Origin of the sequence: Methylobacterium sp. EM32 (genome assembly GCF_040593685.1) — a bacterium.
Classification (GTDB): domain Bacteria; phylum Pseudomonadota; class Alphaproteobacteria; order Rhizobiales; family Beijerinckiaceae; genus Methylobacterium.
In genome coordinates this window covers 1-18,791 of the sequence record NZ_JBEXZS010000188.1, presented here as the reverse complement: position 1 = coordinate 18,791, position 18,791 = coordinate 1, and the positions used below count along the sequence as shown (strand labels likewise).

The window sequence follows — 18,791 nt, the reverse complement described above, 5'->3', positions numbered from 1 at the left end:
GCGACCACACTGGCTGGGATCTACATGGTCGCCTTCGTGTGTGACATGCTCAGCAAGCTCGGACGCATCGTAAATAGTTCATAACACGCTCTAGGGTGAGCGTGGATCACAGAAATACACCTGCAGAGTCGCGTCGATCCGTAACCGCGCATGCTCGGCCATCTCGGCCCCCTGGTCTCAGGTCAATGAGCGCAGCAGATGCTCCGGCAAGCGCGCGATCGTGCCGGTGATCGCCTTGCGGACCGCCGCGGCCCCGTGCCCCGCCAGCGCCGGGCCGGTCTTGGCACGCCGCGGTGTCACCCCATGGCCGCCCATGGGCGGAAGATGCAGCAGCATCGTAAAACGTGTCGTGCGCTCGACCAGGGTCCCGATCGCCGCCGTCGCTTGCTGTGGCGGCGTCAGCGCGGCCGGAGTTGTGTGAGGTGCATCAATTCAGGAAGCGTGGCACCACGAAACGCATACCCAAGAGGCCAACCAACGCCAGCGTTCCGGTGACGATGAGCACGTACAGGATCTCGGCGTCCGCCCCGTATCCCGGGTAGAAGCCTGAGCGGCAGACCTTGACGATTTGCATCAGTGGGTTCCACTGCACATAGTCGTAGACGACCGCCGGCATCGCCTCAATGGGTATGACCGTTCCGCTGGTGAAGTACATGATAAGTCCTGGGACAATAAATACCATCTGCCATTGCGGAAATATTTGCGAGATAAAAACGTTCGTAAAGCCAAGCCCCATCGCAAAAGCCAATGAAAACAACATGCTCACACAAAACATGAAGGGATCTATTGGGATAATTTCAGCGCCGACACATGTCGATATAAAAAACACCATAAATATACTAAGAGCACTCGTACAGATCTCTACGATCGCGCGCGACATAACGACATCAAAAAACTTTACTTGCGGAAAATAGATGAGCTGCCTGTTCTGTAGCGGACCTTCCATCATCTTGCGAGACATGTAGTTCATGATAATGTAAGGCGACAAGCCGGAAACCGCGAACAGCACGATGCTGTCACCGATCGGCGTCGGCCTGTGCGTGATCTTGTAGGCCGTCATGATGATGAGGATGTGCGCGCAGGGCCAAGCCACGGCGATGCCGTAGCCCCACATCGTGCCTCCGAACCGCGTGCGGATATCGCGCAGCATGAGGGCGCCCAGCACATCCAGCTGTATCTCGATCGCCGATTTCATCTGATGTGCCATGGAACCCCTGCTCGGCTGGCGCAATCGATCCGGTCGCGGTTCTCGGAAAATCGCGGCCGGCTTGCGGCCTAAGCGGGGATTGCGGCGGCTGGGTGACGGGCGTCGTGAGCCGCACGGTCAGGGCGAGCGCACAATGCCCCGCTCGGCGGCGGCCGGCGGGGCTGAAGGTCCGGGATGGCCGCGGTTCGCAGGGCTCGGTGAGATGGACCTCGTCGCCGATCCACGCGGTCGCGCTCATTCTGGCGCAGTGGGACTCCGGATCGTCGGGCGAGGCGATCGTCACGAGAGCGGGCGGAATGCCCTTCGCGCATGTTCGCCAGACAACGCGCGTGGCCTGCGGCTTGGCATGATCCGCGCCGTTCTGCGTGCCGGGCTCGTCATCGGCCGGAGCGCGTGTCCGTTGCAGCTGGCCTGTTTGGCACGAGCCCGGCGGTAGATCGAGGCCACGGTCGCCGACGGTGAGCGCCTCCCTCCGCCTTCGTCGTCGGCCCGCCCGGCCACGGGCTCGGGAGGCGGAGGGGGGCGTCCACGTCCCCGCCCGCGTGCTTCAAGACAAGCGGTAGTGCCCGCTCGGATGTGCTCGCGGTCATGAGGACCTGCGGATTGTCAGGACGATGGGCGGATCAGCCCGGCCGTCGCTTGAGGCAGCATAGAGGGCGATGCATCAGACCATGAGCCGGATGTCGGAGGGAAGCCCACGGCGCAGGCGAACAGGAACGCCCGCATCGGTGAGGAGGATGCCGGACGGATAACGAGGGTCGAGACGCTGATCAGCATCAGAACGCGATGACGGCGGCGACAGCGAGAGCCGAGGCGACGTTGCGGGCGAGCGTGTCGTCGCGGGAGGAGCGATGCGGCGGACGTCATTCAGGCGGCAGAACAGCGCCTTGACCCGTCGGTGGTCGCGGCAGCCCCGCTCGTCGAGGCGGATCCTGTGCGTGCGGATGCCGGGAAGAATGGTGCCGCTGGGGAGGATTGAACTCCCGACCTCGTCATTACCAATGACGCGCTCTACCACTGAGCTACAACGGCGCGCCGGTGCCGTGCTGCCATCCCGGATGGGACCGAACAGCCTTCAGACACACCGAGCGAAATCTCTGACTCTCACGGTGAAGATGGTGCCGCTGGGGAGGATTGAACTCCCGACCTCGTCATTACCAATGACGCGCTCTACCACTGAGCTACAACGGCCCGTCGGCGCCGCTCGTCCCGCCCGTGGCCTCGTGGCCGGGCGAACCGTGGTGCGCCGAAGACGAGCGGGGGATAGCGGATCGCCCGGCGCATTGCAACAGGTTCGCCGACAGGAATCGCCGCCCTCCCGAACCCCTCGGGCTCGGCGCCCCTGGCCCACACCTTGCTTGGACCGTCGCGCAAAGGGAGCCGCCGAGGGGAGAGCGCGTGGACATCGAACTCGCCAGCCTGACCAAGCGCTACGGCGACACCGTCGCGGTCGATTCCATCGACCTGAAGATCCGCTCGGGCTCGTATTGCTGCCTGCTCGGGCCGTCGGGCTGCGGCAAGACCACGACGCTCCGGATGATCGCCGGGCACGAGACCGTCACCTCCGGCGACGTGGTGATCGGCCCGAAGGCCGTCGGCGACCTGCCGCCGGCCCAGCGCGGCACCGCGATGATGTTCCAGAGCTACGCGCTGTTTCCCCACCTCACCTGCCGCGACAACGTCGCCTTCGGGCTGAAGATGCGGGGCGTCCCGAAGGCGGAGCGCCAGAAGCGCGCCGAGGCGATGCTGGCGCTGGTCCAGATGGACCACCTCGCCGGGCGCCTGCCGGCGCAGCTCTCGGGCGGCCAGCAGCAGCGGGTGGCGCTGGCCCGCGCCCTCGTCACCGGGCCGAAGGTGCTGCTCCTCGACGAGCCGCTCTCGGCCCTCGACCCGTTCCTCAGGGTGCGGATGCGCACCGAGCTCAAGCGGCTCCAGGGCGAGCTCGGCATCACCTTCGTGCACGTCACCCACAGCCAGGAGGAGGCGATGGCGCTCTCCGACCTCGTGGTGGTGATGAATGGCGGCCGCATCGAGCAGGCGGCCGATCCCCGCACGGTGTTCGAGCGGCCGGCCACTGCCTTCGTCGCCCGCTTCATCGGCGGCCACAACGTCATCGCGCTCCCCGACCGGCGCATCGCAGTGCGGGCCGACCGGATGCGCCTCGGCGACGAGGCCGGGCCGGAGGGGGCGAGCGCCCGGGTGGTCGCGGTCGAGTACCAGGGCAGCACCGTCCATGTGAGCCTGGAGGCGCCGGACCTCTCGGCCGAGCCGGGGGCCGCCCTCACGGCGATCCTGAGCGACCACGCCTATGCCGGCCGACCCCTCGCCCTCGGAGACACGGTGCGGGTGGGCTGGCCGGCGAACGAGGCCCACCGCCTCGACGCCTGAGCACGACTTCGACAAAGGGAGACTTTCGCCATGGCAGATATGAAGACGCCCCGCCTGTCGCGCCGCACGCTGCTGCAGGGAGCCGGCGCCGCGGCCGGCCTCGCCGCCGGCTCGGGCGCCATCACGGGCTTCCCGGCGATCATCGCCGCCGAGCCGGTGACGTTGCGCTACCTCGGCACCGCCGTGAACCAGAGCGGCGACATCGCCCGCAAGGTGAAGGAGGATCTCGGCATCACGATCGAGTACATCCCGGTCGTGACCGACGAGGTCTCGAAGCGCGTCGTCACCCAGCCGAACTCGTTCGACATCGTCGATTCCGAGTATTTCAGCCTCAAGAAGCTGATGCCGTCGGGCAACCTCGTCGGCATGGATGCCAGGCGCATCAAGAACGCCGACAAGATCACCCCGGTCTTCACCAAGGGCGAGGTCGGGGGCAAAAAGATCGGCGACCAGGGTACGGCACCCAAGAAGGTGTTCTACCTGGAAGGCCAGAACTCGACCAAGTTCGCCGCCTCCCCGACCGAGTGGATCACCCTGATCCCCACCACCTACAACGCCGACACGCTCGGCATCCGGCCCGACCTGATCAAGCGCCCGATCACCTCGTGGAAGGAACTCCTGAACCCAGAGTTCAAGGGGCGTGCCTCGATCCTCAACATCCCGTCGATCGGCATCATGGACGCCGCGATGGTGGTGGAGGCGACCGGCGACTACACCTATCCCGACAAGGGCAACATGACGAAGGCGGAGATCGACCGCACCATGAAGGTGCTGATCGAGGCCAAGCGCGCCGGCCAGTTCCGCGCCTTCTGGCAGGACTTCAACGAATCCGTGAACCTGATGGCGTCGGGCGAGACGGTGATCCAGTCGATGTGGTCACCCGCCGTCACCAAGGTGCGCTCGCAGGGCGTCGCCTGCACCTACCAGCCGCTGAAGGAAGGCTACCGTGCCTGGGCCTCGGGCTTCGGTCTACCCAAGACTCTGACCGGAAAGAAGCTCGACGCTGCCTACGATTTCATCAATTGGTTCCTTTCTGGCTGGGCCGGTGCCTATTTGAATCGCCAAGGCTACTATTCGGCGGTGCTCGAGACGGCAAAAGCCCACATGGAGCCCTACGAATGGGCATTCTGGATGGAAGGCAAGCCGGCCGAGAAGGACATCAAGGCCCCGGACGGCACCATCATGGAGAAGGCCGGCGCGGTGCGCGACGGCGGCTCGTTCGAGAGCCGCATGGGTGCCGTCGCCTGCTGGAACTCGGTGATGGACGAGAACACCTACATGGTGCGCAAGTGGAACGAGTTCATCGCCGCATGACCACGGCGGCCGCCCCCACCCAATCCCTCCCGGAGGCGGCGCACGCCGCCTCCGGCCCCGTCGGCCTCGCCGCGGCGACGAAGCGCCAGCGCCGCCTCGCCTACTGGCAGGCGATGCCGCTGGGGCTCGTCTTCCTCGTGTTCTTCCTGGTGCCGCTGGCGCTGACCATGATCGTCAGCTTCTGGAAGTACAACGAGTACGAGATCATCCCGGCCTTCACGCTGCAGAACTACGCCGACGTGTTCGAGGGCTGCCTGTCGGGGGGCGACCTCTGCACCACCTTCCGCACCTACCTGTCGACGCTGAAGTTCTGCCTGCTCGGCTGGGCCGCGACGCTGGGGATCGGCTTCACGGTCGCCTACTTCGTCGCCTTCCACGTCCGCTCGACGGCGATGCAGACGGTTTTGTTCCTGATCTGCACCATCCCGTTCTGGACCTCGAACGTGATCCGGATGATCGCCTGGATCCCGCTGCTCGGCCGCAACGGTCTCGTCAACGACACGCTGATGGGTCTCGGGTTGATCCGCACCCCGATCGAGGGGCTGCTCTATTCCGACTTCTCGGTGGTGCTGGCCTTCATCCACCTCGACACGGTGTTCATGATCGTGCCGATCTTCAACTCGATGATGCGGATCGACCGCTCGCTGATCGAGGCGGCGACGGATGCCGGCGCCACGCCCTGGCAGACCCTGTGGAACGTCATCGTGCCGCTCTGCAAGCCCGGCATCGCCATCGGGTCGATCTTCGTCCTGACGCTCATCATGGGCGACTTCGTCACGGTGGGCGTGATGGGCGGCCAGCAGATCGCCTCGGTCGGCAAGGTGATCCAGGTGCAGATGGCCTATTTGCAATTCCCCGCGGCCGCCGCCAACGCGGTGGTGCTGCTCGGCGCCGTGATGGTGCTGATCGCCGCGCTCACCCGCCTGATCGACCTGCGCCGGGAGCTTTGACACCATGCGCCGCGACGGGCCCCGCCCCTTCTCGTTCTACGTGCTCGCGGCCTTCTTCGGGCTGTTCGTGCTCTTTCTCTACGGGCCGACCCTGACGATCCTGGCGCTCAGCTTCCAGGGTCCGCAGGGCGGCCTCACCTTCCCGATGAACGGGGTCTCGACCTTCTGGTTCTCGCGCCTCTGGGCCGGGCTCGGCGTGGTCGACATCTGGGCGGCGTTCCGGCGCTCGCTGGCGCTCGGTGTCGTCGTGATGGGCCTCACGGTTACCATCGCGTTCTTCGCAGGACTGGCCTTCCGCAAGGGTTTTCGCGGGCAGACGCCGCTGTTCTACACCGCGGTGGCAAGCCTGATCGTGCCCTCGATCGTGGTATCGCTGGGCATCGGGCTCGAGTTCCGGCTGATCGACGAGGGGCTGAAGGCGCTCGCCGCCCGCACCGGCTGGGACTTCCTCCAAGACCACGGCACCGTGATGGGGATGTTCACTTCGGGCCTCGGCGCCCACCTGACCTGGACCCTGCCCTTCGGCCTCCTCATCATGTTCGCGGTGTTCAACCGCTTCAACCCGGCCTACGAGGAGGCCGCCCGCGACCTCGGCGCCACCGGGCCGCAATCCCTGCGCCACGTCGTGGTGCCGATCATCCTGCCCTCCCTCGTCGGCGTGGCGCTGTTCGGCTTCACCCTGTCCTGGGACGAGCTCGCCCGCACCAGCCAAGCGATCGGCGGGCGCAACACCCTGCCGCTGGAGCTGCAGGGCCTCACCACCACCGTGACGACGCCGGAGATCTACGCGCTCGGCACCGTGACGACGGGCGTGTCGCTCCTCGTCATCGGGCTCGCCTTCGGCAGCTACCTCGCGATCCAGCACCGGCGCGCCCGGCGGGTGACGCTGCCCGGCACCTGACCCGGTGGCAAGCCGGACACACATCTGTCACAATCCGGCAGGCAGGCCCCCGGCGCCGTTGAACCCTGTCCTTACGTCGCGCAGTGTTCCCAGCGTCAACGCTCCGCGTCGCGCGGACGGGACCGGGGGGAGCAGGGGATGCGCGGGGGCTGGCGGCTTCTCGGGTCGGTGGCCGGGCTCGCCGCCCTGCACGGCGCCGGGCACGGAGTGCTTGCCGCGGACCTGCCGGGGCGCCAGGCGGCGCCGATCGTGTATGTCCGGGTCTGCACCGCGCACGGCACTGGCTTCTTCTTCATCCCCGGCACCGACACCTGCCTGCGGGTCTCCGGCCGGGCGCAGGTCCAGACCGGCTACGTCCAGTCCTACGCTCGCTCCGGCGTCAACGGCGACCTCACCAACTTCTGGGCCGCCGGCCGCCTCAACCTCGACGCGCGTACGCAGACCGCCTACGGTACTTTGCGCGCCTTCGTGCGCTTCGACCTGATCAGCCGCACCGGCAACTACGTGACGTCGGGCTCGCAGCAGCGCCTCGGCCGCGCCTTCCCGGCGCTCGGCGTCGACACCTTCGGCCGGGGCCAGACCTACGTGAACGTTGACAAGGCGTTCATCCAGTTCGCCGGCCTCACCGCGGGCCGGGCCGCCTCGTTCTACGATTTCTACGCCCACGACTTCGAGATCGTGGGGGCCTCGCTCGGCTCCGACCTCTTCTCCACCAACCTGATCGCCTACACGGCGAAGGTCGGGGAGGGTTTTCAGGCGACGCTGTCGATCGAGGACCCGATCCACCGCAAGAATCCGGTCTTCGGCAACGGCGTCGCCGGCAACACCGCGAGCCAGTTCCAGGTCTTCTTCCCCGGCAGCGGCAACTTCGCCCCCCTCGTCGTTACCGACGCCGCCGGGGTGCCTGTGGGCGAGGCGTTCTACGACGCGGCGCAGCGCTCGCGCCTGCCCGACATCGTCGGGGTTCTTCGCTACGACGCGTCCTGGGGCTCGCTGCAGGCCTCCGCCGCCCTGCACGAGATCACCATCGGCAACGCCTCGTCGCTGACGCGCTTTTCCGGGGCGCCGGCCAGCGCGGCCGCGACCCCGCGCCCGGCCGCGGCCTACGGCTTCGCGGTCCAGGGCGGCGCGAAGGTCAACCTGCCGATGATCGCGGCCGGGGACGCGCTCTACCTGCAGGGCGCCTACGGCGAGGGCGCGACGCTCTATACCGGCTACGCCAACTACACCGCCAGCTACACCGCGACCGCCTCGCTCGGCCAGGGAACCGCGGTGCCGCAGGATTTCGTCGACGCGGTGCTCGACCCGGTGACCGGCCGCCTCGACCGTTCGACGAGCTGGACGATCCTCGCCTCCTACCTGCACAACTGGAATCCGAACTGGCGCTCCGCGTTCTTCGGCAGCTACGGCGAGATCGCGTTCGGCAAGGCGGCGCGGACCGGGCTCGGCCTCCTCACCTTCGCCGGCATCCCGAACCCGGCCTTGCGGCCCGCGGCCTTCGCGCTCAGCGGCACCCTGCGCGACACCAACCAGCTCGTGACGGGGCTCAACCTGATCTGGTCGCCGGTGCGCGACCTCGATATCGGGCTCGAAGGTCTCTACAGCCGCGTCGGGCTCCAGTCCGGCCGCACGATCGATCTCGGCCGCTACCCCGGCGCCGTCGTCGCCGACGTGGTCGACGGCGTGCCGGTCACCGCGGCCGGCGCCCCCTTGCGGACCGTGAGCAGCACGGACGTGTTCCAGTTCCGCATGCGGGTGCAGCGCGAGTTCTGACCGCGCGGGATCGCGTCTCAACGCGCGCCGCCTGGCATAATGCCGCATGGGAAGCGCCGCGGGATGCCATTCTGGGCGCTCGATCCGCCCGGCGGGAGCGCTCGCGGCTCCGATTCGCAGCCGCGCGCCCGTCCGCCCACGACTGATGTCACATTATGACACGCGAATCGCGTAACTCTAACGAAGATGCCTCGACGTCATCGTCGGCGTGGCGGTGACACAACCGTCCAGTCTTCGCATTCGGCGCAGCTAGGTATATTTTCCAGAACACCTCGCCCGCCCGATCATCGCCGCATTCCGATCTTTGCTGCATCGCAACATAGGCCTTGAGGCCGAAGTCCTGCGCGGGTTCCAACTGGTAAAAAACGCCGTCGCAAAACCGTTCCACGGCACGGGTGTAAAAATTTTGTCAGATCAGAATCGACTCCAAACAAGCAGTTAAAAAATTTGATCGAATTTCGCAGTGCGGTATTTCAAGAACAATCGCATCAACGAGAGACACGGGCCGCGCCGTCAGCGCAACCCTGATCGTCGGTGCTCGTCCGCAACGCTTCGATCGGAGGTCCCCGTGACCCAATCGTCTTCCAGCCCGCAGGCGCCGCACCGGCACCGTGGTCTCGTCCGGCTGTCGAGCGTCGGTCTGGCCTCGGTCCTCGCCCTGCTGATCGGAACCTCCGTCCTGCCGCCGCTGGTGGCCGACCAGTCGGACCGGGCGGTGGTCAACGCACCGGTGGCGCTGCTGACCGCGCCGATCTCGGGCGACGTCGCGGCGATTCCCGTGAAGCCCGGCGACAGCGTCGGGCCCGGCGCGCTGCTCGCGCGGATCGCCAACCCGCGGGTCGACCGCACGACGGCGATCCAGCTCGACAGCAAGGTGACCGACCTGCGCGAGCGCTCGCTCGCGGCAGAGCGCAAGCGCCTGTCGAACCTCGCCTATCTCGAGAGCCTCGACACCGCGATCAAGCTCCAGTCTGAGGGCATCGCCCAGATGTTCCGCTCCGAGATCGAGGCTCTCAAGGCCAAGATCGCCTCGGCCCAGGCCTCAGCCGAGGAGAAGAAGGTCCTGATGGACCGCCAGGTCAGCATGGTGTCGCGCAACGTCGCCAGCCCCGACATGGTCAAGTCGACCTCGCAGGCCTACGCGGCGGCGCAGCAGGAGCAGAAGGCGGCGGAAGCCCGGCTCGTCCAGAAGACCGGCCAGCTCGACGGGCTCCTGCGCAAGGTCTATGCCGGCGACGACCTCAGCGGGCTCGCCGAGATCACCCAGAAGCGCATGGCGATCTTCTACGACGCGCAGCGCCTGCAGATCGAGGAGACCGAGCTGAAGGCGGCCCTCGCCGAGCAGCAGCGCCTGCTCGCCCGCGAGAACACCCGCATCGACAGCCTCTCAGGCACCGAGATCCGCGCGCCGGGCGGCGGCTTCGTGCTCAATGTCGGAGCGAGCGTCGGCCGCCACGTGACCGCCGGCGACAGCCTCGCCGCCCTGGTCGATTGCGGGCAGAGCTTCGTCGTCGCGATCTTCTCCTACCGCCAGGGCCAGAACCTGCAGGTCGGCAGCCGCGTCACCATCGACGGCGAGCCGTCCGGCCCGCGGCCTGGCACCGTGACCGAGATCCTGCCGAAGACCAGCGACAAGGCCGATGCCGGCTACGCCGTACCGTTCCCGCAGACCGAGCGGCGCGAGCTCTACGTCCTGGTCAAGCCCGATCCGGCTCCGTCCGCTCCCGCGACGGAAGCGGGCAGCGCGATCACCGCCAATAGCTGCGGCGTCGGCCGCTGGGTCAGCGTGACCCGCGAGGCGGGCTGGGTGCCCTCGACCTCGATGCTGTGGCGCTCGGCCGGCGACCACGCCGCGAGCCTCGTGACCCGGGCCGGTACCCTCGTGACGGCGGCGCTGAAGCCCCTCACCGCCGAGACCGCGGTCGCCGCCACCGAGCCGGCGCCCGACGCTCCGGCCGACATCCAGGCACCGCAGCAGGCCCCGGCGATGGCCGCGCCCCAGGTACAGGCAACTCAAGTCCCCGCAACTCAGGTCCCGGCGCCTGAGACCACGGCCTCGACCCGGCCGGCGCTGGCCCCGCGCGCCGACGCCATGCCGCTGCCGCCCCAGCGCCCACAGGAATTCGGGCCGGGTCCGGCCGATCCGAAGCGGGGACGCCGCGAGCAGCGGGCCGAGCGCTGAGGGGCTCAAGCGCGTGAAGGCCCTCCTCGCCGCCCTCGCCCTGGCGACCGGCCTCGCGGGGCCGGCGCAGGCCGCCCCCGCCCCGTGCGGGGCGGTCGCCGCCGCCCTCGACGCAGCCGCGCCGAGCGGACCCGCCTTCGCGGCGAGCTACGGCCCCGGCCCCGGCGAGGCCGCGGTGCCGCTGCCCCTGCGCAACACCGCCTTCGCCTACGACAACGCGCTCGCCGTCATCGCGCTCGCCGCCTGCGGCGACCGGGAGCGCGCCCGCCGGATCGGCGACGCGTTCCTGGGCGCGCTCGATGCCGACCGCACCTTCGCGGATGGACGGGTGCGCAACGCCTACCGGGCCGGCCCGGCGACCGCGCGGCCGGTGCTGCTGCCGGGCTGGTGGGACGAAAAGACCAAAAGCTGGTCGGAGGACCGCTACCAGGTCGGCAGCGCCACCGGCAACGTCGCCTGGGTCGGCCTCGCGCTGATGACGCTGCACGCGGCCACCGGCGAGGCGCGCTACCGGGCGGGCGCCGCCCGGCTCCTGGGCTGGATCACCGCCAACGCGGCCGCCGCGACCGGATTCAACGGCGGGCGCGACGGCTACGATCCCGAGCAGACCCCGCTGCCCTGGGCCTCGACCGAGCACAACCTCGACGTCGTGGCGCTCGGCACTTGGCTCGGTCCTGAAGGCGCCGGGGCGGCGCGCTCCGCCCGCGCCTTCGTCGACGCGGCGTTCGATGAGGGCGCGGGCTGCTTCCGGATGGGAACCGGGCCCGACGGGCGGATGCGCGACACGGCCGAGATCGCCCTCGACACGCAAGCCTGGCCGCTGCTCGCGGTGGCCGATCCGCCGGCCCCCTGGCGCCGGGCGCTGGCCTGCGCTGAGAACCGCCTCGCCGTGCCCGGCGGGTTCGACTTCAACGACGACCGCGACGGGCTATGGGTCGAGGGCACGGCGCAGGCCGCCCTTGCCTACCGAGCCGCCGGCGATCACGCCCGCAGCGCGGCCCTGCTCAGGACTGCGCTGCGGGAGCGTGCGCCGTCTGGCCTCCTCTACGCCACCCGCGAGGCCAAGCTCACCACCGGCCTGACGATCGGCCCGGGGAGCACCACGCCGGACTTCCTCTACTTCCGCCGCCCGCATCTCGGCGCCACGGCCTGGGCCGTGCTGGCGCAGGCGGGCTGGAACCCCTTCGACGGCAGGATCCTGCCGGCCCAACCCTGAGGTCGCGCGCATGTTCGGCACTCCCGGCGACGTCTCGACGGTGCTCGCCCTCAACCTCGCGGTTGCGCTGGCACTCTACGCCCTGCCGGCCCTGCTCGTGCCGCAGCGCGCCTACGACCGATGGGTCTTCGGCGGCCTCACGGCGGCGCTCGTCGTCACCTACGTCGCGTGGCGCTGGACCGACACCCTCCCGCCCCTCGAACTCTCGGCCGAGGCGCTGTGGCCGTACCTGTTCTTCACCTTCGAGGCGGTGGCGATCACCTACACGCTGATGTCGATCGCGATCCTGATGCGCCACAAGGACCGCTCGGCGGAGGCCGATCTGGCGCAAGGCCGCCACGAGGCCGCGAACGACTGGCCGGCGGTCGACGTCTTCATCTGCACCTACAACGAGCCGCTCGACGTGCTCGAGAAGTCGATCCTGCCGGCGCTCGCCATCGACTATCCCCACAAGACCGTCTGGGTGCTCGACGACACCCGCCGCGACTGGCTGCGCGACTATTGCGAGACGGTCGGTGCGCGCTACCTGCGCCGGCCCGACAACACGGGCGCCAAGGCCGGCAACCTCAACAACGGCCTGCGGGCGACCGCGGGGGAGACCAACGCCCCCCTGATCCTGGTCCTCGACGCCGATTTCGCGCCGCAGCCCGACATCCTGACGCGGATGGTCGGCCTGTTCGACGATCCCCGCGCGGCTGTGGTGCAGTCGCCGCAATTCTTCTTCAACGCCGACCCGATCCAGCACAACCTCGCGGCTTCCGAGAGCTGGGTCGACGACCAGCGCATCTTCTTCGACGTGTTCCAGCCGGCCAAGGACGCCTGGGGCTGCTCGTTCTGCGTCGGCACCTCGTTCATCGTGCGGCGCGACCGGCTGGACGAGATCGGCGGCTTCCCGGACGCGGCGATCTGCGAGGACCTCAACCTCTCCTGCGGCATGATGCGGGCGGGCTACCGCACTCACTGGCTCAACGAGCGCCTCAGCATGGGCCTCTCGGCGGAAGGCCTGCCGGAATACATCACCCAGCGCACCCGCTGGTGCCTCGGTACGATGCAGGTGGCGCTGCTGCGCTCCGGTCCGCTCTTCGGCTCCGGCTACACGCTCGTCCAGCGCCTGCACTTCGTCCACGGGGTGCTGAACTGGCTGTGCAAGCCGTTCATCGTGCTGATGCTGATCGCGCCTTCGATCTACTGGTTCGCCGGGCTGCCGGCCTTCCAGGCCGATTACCTGTCCTTCCTGCGCTTCGGCCTGCCGATGCTGCTCGCAGTCTGGGCCTATAACGGCTGGATCTCGGGCTCGCGCACCCTGCCGCTGTTCATGGAGGTCACCCACACCATGACGGCGCTACCGATCACCGTGACGCTGGCGGTGGCCGCCGTGAAGCCGTTCGGCCGGCCGTTCAAGGTGACCGACAAGGGCGGCGACCGCTCGCGGATGATGGTGCGCTGGCGCCTCGCCGCCCTGTTCGGCGGGTTCTCGCTCCTCTCGGCCTTCAGCATCGTCTGGGCCTTCGTGGCGCCGGAGGCCGCGACGGAAGTGTCGTCGATGGACTACTTTAACCTGGTCTGGGCCGGCGTCGCGATGGTGCTGACCTTTGTGGCCTTCCTGGTCTGCTTCGAGTACCCGCGCGCCGACCTCCTGTTTCCCTGCGCGCTCGACGCGGTGCTGGAGGCGGACGGGCGCTCGGTGCCGGCTCGGGTCACCCATCTCTCGACCGACCGTGCCACCCTCGCGCCGGACGTCGCGATCCCGGCGGGCGCGGTGCTGCACCTGCCGGGCGTCGGGCCGGTGCCCGTCGCCCCCCTGGGCGAGGGCCTGGTGCGGCTCGATCCGGACTTCGTCCGGCGCCGCGCCCTGGTGCTGATGCTCTACGGCACGCCGCGGGACAGCATCGCCCGCCGGGCCCGCCTGTCGGGGGCGATGGCCGGGCTGGTGCGGCGCGGGTTCGGGCTGTCGTGAGGCGGGGCGGGGTGTCGCCGGCCGGGTCGCGCGGCATCCTCACGCCGCCGCCGGGTCGAGCCGCTCTTCGCACGCTTGGGCGAAGTGAGCGTCGACGTCAGGCCCGCCGCTCGCTCACGCTCGCTGGCGGCGGCACGGCGCGACCCAGGCGTCTCGCCGCCGCGATCCAGCACGCAATGGCATCGCGCACATTCTCGCGCGCCTCCTCGACCGTGTCGCCATCCGACATGCACCCCGGGAGGTCGGGGACCGTCGCGAGCCATCCCCCCCCGTCCTCGGTCGGGAGGTGCGTGACGTCGACGTAGTAGTCGCTCACGAACATGCTCATCCCTTCATGCGATCGATGAACGCGATCAGCTTGCGGATATATACGGGCTTGATAGGCCGTCGAAAAGGTATCGTCAGGATATCGGGCTGATCGGGGTGCGAAACGTCGTAGTGTGAGCCGCTCGCCGGCGGCCCGCAGGCAACACCGTACGCGCGGCACACGACCTTCACATCCTCGATCGTCCAGTCACCTGCCGGATTTCGGCGCATCGCCTCAAGGCGCTTCTCGGCTCTGCTCATGCCGCCCCTCCGGGCGTGGATCGCCGCATGCCCACCGAGCCGCAGGCCTGAAGGCCGTACAGCACGGGCAAGTCGACTCGGCAGTCACGGTACTTGCGACCTGGGTACCGAAAGATCGTTTCCAAAACCCCCTTCAATCCGTCGTCCGCACCGTCCAGGTCGCCCGGCGGATGCCGTCCGCCGCGCCGAGCCTGGCGATCACCGCGTCGATCTCCTCCGGCTCGATCGCCGTGCTGACCAGGGTGGCGACCACCTCGACGTCGTCCTCGCCGCGCTCCTCGACGTCGACCTCGCTCACCGGGTAGTGGGCCGCCTCCAGGCGCTCGACCAGGAGGTCGCGCACCTCCGAGAGGCGGTCGGTGTCGGTGGTGGCGCGGACCTCGTAGGTCGCCTCCGAATCGCGCTCGTCGATCGGGATGCGGTTGATCGCGTTGACGAGGGGCCGCAGCAGCGTGTTGCCGGCGAGCACCGCGGCGGTGACGAGCGTGGCTTCCGCCGCGAGATCGACGCCCGACAGGGCGCCGACGGCGGCCGAGCACCACAGGGTCGCCGCGGTGTTGAGGCCGCGGACGTTCATGCCCTCCTTCATGATCACGCCGGCGCCCAGGAAGCCGACGCCCGAGACAACGTAGGCGACGATGCGGATCGCCCCGTCGGCATGACCGATGCGCATGCCGAGATCGGTGAAGGCCGCCGCCCCCACCGCCACCAGCACGTTGGTGCGCAGGCCCGCGGTGCGCTGCCGGTACTGGCGCTCCGCCCCGATCAGGGTGCCGAGCACGAAGGCGCAGAACAGGCTCAGGGTGGAGTTGAGGAATTCGCCGGCCTGGAAGGCCTGGATGATCGCCATCGCGTCGCGCCGCTCGTGGAGGATCGCGCCGGCCTCGACGGCCCGCACCGAAACCCCGGCCTATAGCGGGGCCGTGTGACGGCCGGATAGCGGCGGGGTCAGGGCGCGGCCTTGGGAGGAGAATTTTTGGCGGAGGGATCTTTGGGAGCGGAATCTTTGGGAGCCTGGCCCCGGAGGGCCGATCCCTTGAGGCTCTGCGCCTTGACCACCTTCGCCTTGTCCTTGCGCGCCTTGGCGCCCTCGGCCCCGGCGGCGCGGATCAGGGCGGAGAGACCGGCCTCGGTCACCGCCTCGGCCGCTTCCGGCACGCTGAACCAGCGGCACTCGCGCTCGTTCTGCTCGGGCCAGGTCTTGAGTTGCTTGCGCACCTCCAGGCGGAAGACCTGGACCTGGCACAAAACCGCGTCGCGGCTCTTCAGGCGCTTGTTGTAGAAGTAGCTGCCGAGGGCCCGCCGGCCGACCCGGCCGATCAGGCCCGCCTCCTCGTAGGCCTCGCGGGCGGCGGCCTCGTAGTTCTTCAAGCCCTTCATCGGCCAGCCCTTCGGCACCACCCAGCGCCGGGTCTCGCGGGAGGTGATGAGCATGACCTGGAGGCTGCCATCCGGCCCGGGCCGGACCGGCAGCACGGCGACCTGCCGGCGCGGCTCGCCGCCGCGCTCCGACCAACCGGTCAGGAGACCTGCCAGGGCCTTCAGGCTCTTCATGATCCGGCGCGGTCCGCGGCGGAACGGCGACCCGGGCAGAAGGGGCGAAGGCTCGAGTCGAGCCCGGGGCAGGTCACGGATGTCACGTCGCGGCGCACTCGCTGGTCCGCTCCCGGGCGGCGAGCCCGGGAGTACCCCGTCGTTGGGAGGGATCCCGGCGCGGGTTCCCCTCGCGAGAAACCGCATCGGCCGGGAAAGATCCTTCGAGAAGGATCCCTCGAAAAAGATCCTTGGGGGCACGCTCCGCGGTCCGGACTCCCTCGCGGCGGACGGCGCACCTCTCCCGTCCCTTTACCCGTTGCGGGTCGCGGCGCTCAAGTAGGATTTATTACCCGGCAAAACAATCGCCGTACCGGGGGGTCAGGCCTCGCTGCCGAGGGTGGCGATGAGGGCATCGAGGCGGGCGCGCAGATCGGCGATCTCGCTCTCCGACATCTGCAGGGTCCGGACCACCGAGCGGCGCACCTCGACCGCTTCGGCCTGGAGGGCCTGGCCCTCCTCGGTCAGGCTGATCTCGACCTCGCGCTCGTCGGCCTGCCGCCGGGTGCGGCGCACGAAGCCGGCGGCTTCGAGGCGCTTGAGCACCGGGGTCAGCGTGCCGGAATCGAGGCGCAGGCGCCGACCGATATCGGAAACGGTCAGCCCGTCGCTCTCCCACAGCACGATCAGCACGAGGTATTGCGGGTAGGTCAGGCCCAGCCGCTCGAGCAGCGGCCGGTAGCACTTCGTCATGCGGTGGGAGGCCGCGTAGAGCGCGTAGCAGAGCTGATTGTCGAGCCGCAGCGCTTCCACACCTGACAGGACAGGCTCGAGAGAGTTCATATTCACACCATACTGACGGCACCTGGGCGCCGCCCTCGCCGCAGGATCCTCATGCCGTCAGCCTAACACGCCGAACGGACCACCGAAATCCATGCGGATGCGTTCGATGGTGAACGATCATCTCTCGAATGGGGCGCCATCCGCAACAGCATAAGATGGGCGACTGGATCGCGGCCGCCCGAAATCTCGGCGCCGGACCCTTACCGCCGGCCGTCGAGCGGCGGGCGGAGTCGGCGCTCGACCAGCGGCCGGCCGGCCCGGCGCTCGACGATCACCGTGCGCGGGCCGCGCAGGCCGCTGCCGGTGCTGATGATCCGCTCCGGCGCGCGCTCGGTCTTCGGCCTGGCGGCCAGGGCCTGCGCCGCCTGGAGCACGTGCGGGCGCACCTCCTCGGGGGGCAGGCCGATCAGGCCCGCGGCGATCTCGACCTGCTGCTCGACGTCGTCGGCGAGGTCCTGCGCCGCCGCCACCGCCTCGGAGATGGTGGGGGGCTCCTTGCGCACCCGGATCGGCGGCAGGTTGCGGGGCTTGTCGGTCGGCTTCTTCACGGTGCGGCTCATCATCATGCGGCTGAGCATAGCGCGGAGATCGTGATTGTTGCAGTGCAACACGCGCATGTCCAACCCGGCGCCACTGGAATGGTTGCTCCGGCCTCACGGTTAGCTCACGCTGCGGCCAGGGGAATTCGACCCGGCCGCACGTTCCGGCGGGGATATCGGACATAAGGTCGCACCGCGCCGCAAGACCCGGCTTGTCCGGACCCGGCGGACCTGTGACAGTGGAGCGGTCATGACCGACCTTCCCCGCCTCGACCCGCGCCTGACTCCCGCCCGGCCCGACCTCGCCGACGAGCGCCTGCGCGGGCGCGTCGAGGCGGCGCGCTACGTGCCCGGCCGGCCGCACCGGATCGTCCTGCCCGTCGCCCCCCTGCGGCGGGCGCCCGATCCGGCCGCCGCCCTCGACAGCGAGGCCCTGCTCGGCGAGGCCGCCACGGTCTACGACGTGCGCGACGGCTGGGCCTTCGCGCAGCTCGCCGCCGACGGCTATGTCGGCTACCTGCCGGAAGAGGCGCTCGGCCCGGTCGGTCCGCCCCCCACCCACCGGGTCTCGGGCCTGCGCACCTTCCTCTATCCCGCCGCCGACCTGAAGCGCCCGGTCCTCGCCGCGCTCAGCTTCGGCGCCCTCGTGGCGGTGGCGGCGCGGGAGGGGGCTTACGCGCGCCTCTCCGACGGGGGCTTCGTCTGGGCCGGGCACCTCGCGCCCGTCGCGGCTTTCGAGCCGGACGTCGCCGCGACCGCCCTGCGCTTCCTCGGCACGCCGTATCTCTGGGGTGGGCGCAGCAGCCTCGGGCTCGACTGCTCCGGGCTTGTGCAGACGGCGCTCGCCGCCGCCGGCATCCCGGCGCCGCGCGACAGCGACCAGCAGGAGGCGGCTCTGGGCGGGGCGGTGGCGCTCGCCCCCGATCTCACCGGCCTGCGGCGGGGCGACCTGGTGTTCTGGCGCGGCCATGTCGGGATGATGCTGGACGAGACGCGGCTGATCCACGCCAACGGACACCACATGGCGGTGGCAATCGAGCCCCTGGCGGAGGCGGAAAGCCGCATCCGCGCCGGCCGGACCGGGCCGGGCACGGGAGATGGGACGATCCGCACGGTCCGGCGCCTGCCCCCCGCCGCCTGACGGTGCCGCCGGCCGTTGCCGGTGCGCGGACGATCCCCGTAACCCTGCGGCACTTGCGCCCCGGCGGAACGAAGAGTCCGCATCAAATCCGTGGACATCTGGCGGGATCTTGGCCGCGCGCGGCCGCTCGTGCCTCGCGCCGGCCATAACCCGCGGTAGAATGGCGCCGAGGACCGCCGCCGGCGGCCCCGCTCCGAGTCCTGAGGATACCTGCCCGCGATGCTGACCGGTTCGGCCATCACCCGCGCCCTCGTCATCGTCGTGCTGGCGGCCGGCCTCG

General features: G+C 69.3%; 15 protein-coding genes, 2 tRNA genes and 3 pseudogenes. 10 read left to right on the top strand and 10 right to left on the bottom strand.

The genetic code is table 11. The features are described from left to right. Window positions 1-84 (top strand): annotated as a pseudogene (locus tag ABZT49_RS25015) (IS5/IS1182 family transposase); the annotation flags it as partial. 9 nt (window positions 85-93) lie between these two features. Here the strand turns inward: ABZT49_RS25015 and ABZT49_RS25010 are convergent. From ABZT49_RS25010 to ABZT49_RS24990, 4 genes and pseudogenes are all read right to left on the bottom strand, one after another. Beyond that, window positions 94-381, bottom strand: a pseudogene (locus tag ABZT49_RS25010) (transposase); the annotation flags it as partial. Window positions 382-427: 46 nt separating this feature from the next. Further along, a complete protein-coding gene (locus ABZT49_RS25005) occupies window positions 428-1,207 on the bottom strand; it encodes an ABC transporter permease (RefSeq protein ID WP_355289993.1) in 780 nt (259 codons plus the stop codon). Window positions 1,208-2,164: 957 nt separating this feature from the next. Next, window positions 2,165-2,239 (bottom strand) — tRNA-Thr (locus tag ABZT49_RS24995). Between the two features lie 84 nt (window positions 2,240-2,323). Further along, window positions 2,324-2,398, bottom strand: a tRNA-Thr gene (locus ABZT49_RS24990). A gap of 207 nt (window positions 2,399-2,605) precedes the next feature. Here ABZT49_RS24990 and ABZT49_RS24985 point away from each other — a divergent pair. From ABZT49_RS24985 to ABZT49_RS24950, 8 genes are all read left to right on the top strand, one after another. Further along, the gene (locus tag ABZT49_RS24985; RefSeq protein WP_355289991.1) at window positions 2,606-3,595 is read left to right on the top strand and encodes an ABC transporter ATP-binding protein; all 990 of its coding nucleotides are present in this window, start codon (window positions 2,606-2,608) and stop codon (window positions 3,593-3,595) included. A gap of 30 nt (window positions 3,596-3,625) precedes the next feature. Beyond that, the gene (locus ABZT49_RS24980; protein ID WP_407943565.1) at window positions 3,626-4,909 is read left to right on the top strand and encodes a PotD/PotF family extracellular solute-binding protein; all 1,284 of its coding nucleotides are present in this window, start codon (window positions 3,626-3,628) and stop codon (window positions 4,907-4,909) included. Continuing rightward, a complete protein-coding gene (locus tag ABZT49_RS24975) occupies window positions 4,906-5,859 on the top strand; it encodes an ABC transporter permease (RefSeq protein WP_355289989.1) in 954 nt (317 codons plus the stop codon). Before ABZT49_RS24980 ends, ABZT49_RS24975 begins: the two co-directional genes overlap by 4 nt. A gap of 4 nt (window positions 5,860-5,863) precedes the next feature. Beyond that, complete coding sequence (locus tag ABZT49_RS24970; RefSeq protein WP_355289987.1) at window positions 5,864-6,760, top strand: ABC transporter permease; 897 nt, start codon at window positions 5,864-5,866, stop codon at window positions 6,758-6,760. 138 nt (window positions 6,761-6,898) lie between these two features. Further along, window positions 6,899-8,533, top strand: coding sequence for a porin (locus ABZT49_RS24965; protein WP_355289985.1), 1,635 nt, complete (start codon window positions 6,899-6,901; stop codon window positions 8,531-8,533). Between the two features lie 568 nt (window positions 8,534-9,101). After that, on the top strand, window positions 9,102-10,715 hold the full coding sequence (locus tag ABZT49_RS24960; protein WP_355289984.1) for an HlyD family efflux transporter periplasmic adaptor subunit: 1,614 nt from the start codon (window positions 9,102-9,104) through the stop codon (window positions 10,713-10,715). 40 nt (window positions 10,716-10,755) lie between these two features. After that, window positions 10,756-11,931, top strand: coding sequence for a hypothetical protein (locus ABZT49_RS24955; protein ID WP_355289998.1), 1,176 nt, complete (start codon window positions 10,756-10,758; stop codon window positions 11,929-11,931). Window positions 11,932-11,941: 10 nt separating this feature from the next. Further along, complete coding sequence (locus ABZT49_RS24950; RefSeq protein WP_355289983.1) at window positions 11,942-13,888, top strand: cellulose synthase catalytic subunit; 1,947 nt, start codon at window positions 11,942-11,944, stop codon at window positions 13,886-13,888. Window positions 13,889-13,985: 97 nt separating this feature from the next. Here the strand turns inward: ABZT49_RS24950 and ABZT49_RS24945 are convergent, their stop codons facing one another. The 6 genes and pseudogenes from ABZT49_RS24945 to ABZT49_RS24920 form a co-directional block, all read right to left on the bottom strand. Beyond that, window positions 13,986-14,204, bottom strand: a complete 219-nt coding sequence (locus ABZT49_RS24945; protein ID WP_407943564.1) for a type II toxin-antitoxin system HicB family antitoxin — start codon at window positions 14,202-14,204, stop codon at window positions 13,986-13,988. Window positions 14,205-14,212: 8 nt separating this feature from the next. After that, window positions 14,213-14,455, bottom strand: coding sequence for a type II toxin-antitoxin system HicA family toxin (locus ABZT49_RS24940; protein WP_355289982.1), 243 nt, complete (start codon window positions 14,453-14,455; stop codon window positions 14,213-14,215). A 133-nt stretch (window positions 14,456-14,588) separates the two neighbouring features. Further along, window positions 14,589-15,305: an MgtC/SapB family protein gene (locus ABZT49_RS24935; RefSeq protein ID WP_355289995.1), complete on the bottom strand. Its 717-nt coding sequence runs from the start codon at window positions 15,303-15,305 to the stop codon at window positions 14,589-14,591. A 224-nt stretch (window positions 15,306-15,529) separates the two neighbouring features. Further along, a pseudogene (locus tag ABZT49_RS24930) lies at window positions 15,530-16,009 on the bottom strand (NUDIX hydrolase); the annotation flags it as partial. Between the two features lie 360 nt (window positions 16,010-16,369). Beyond that, the gene (locus ABZT49_RS24925; RefSeq protein WP_093569828.1) at window positions 16,370-16,831 is read right to left on the bottom strand and encodes a MarR family winged helix-turn-helix transcriptional regulator; all 462 of its coding nucleotides are present in this window, start codon (window positions 16,829-16,831) and stop codon (window positions 16,370-16,372) included. A 200-nt stretch (window positions 16,832-17,031) separates the two neighbouring features. After that, window positions 17,032-17,409 (bottom strand): hypothetical protein, encoded by a 378-nt coding sequence (locus ABZT49_RS24920; RefSeq protein ID WP_355289980.1) that lies wholly within the window; start codon window positions 17,407-17,409, stop codon window positions 17,032-17,034. Window positions 17,410-17,620: 211 nt separating this feature from the next. Here ABZT49_RS24920 and ABZT49_RS24915 point away from each other — a divergent pair, with 211 nt between their 5' ends. Next, window positions 17,621-18,511 carry a C40 family peptidase gene (locus tag ABZT49_RS24915; protein WP_355289978.1) on the top strand — a complete coding sequence of 297 codons (891 nt, stop codon included), beginning with the start codon at window positions 17,621-17,623 and terminating at the stop codon, window positions 18,509-18,511. Window positions 18,512-18,791 lie beyond the last annotated feature (280 nt).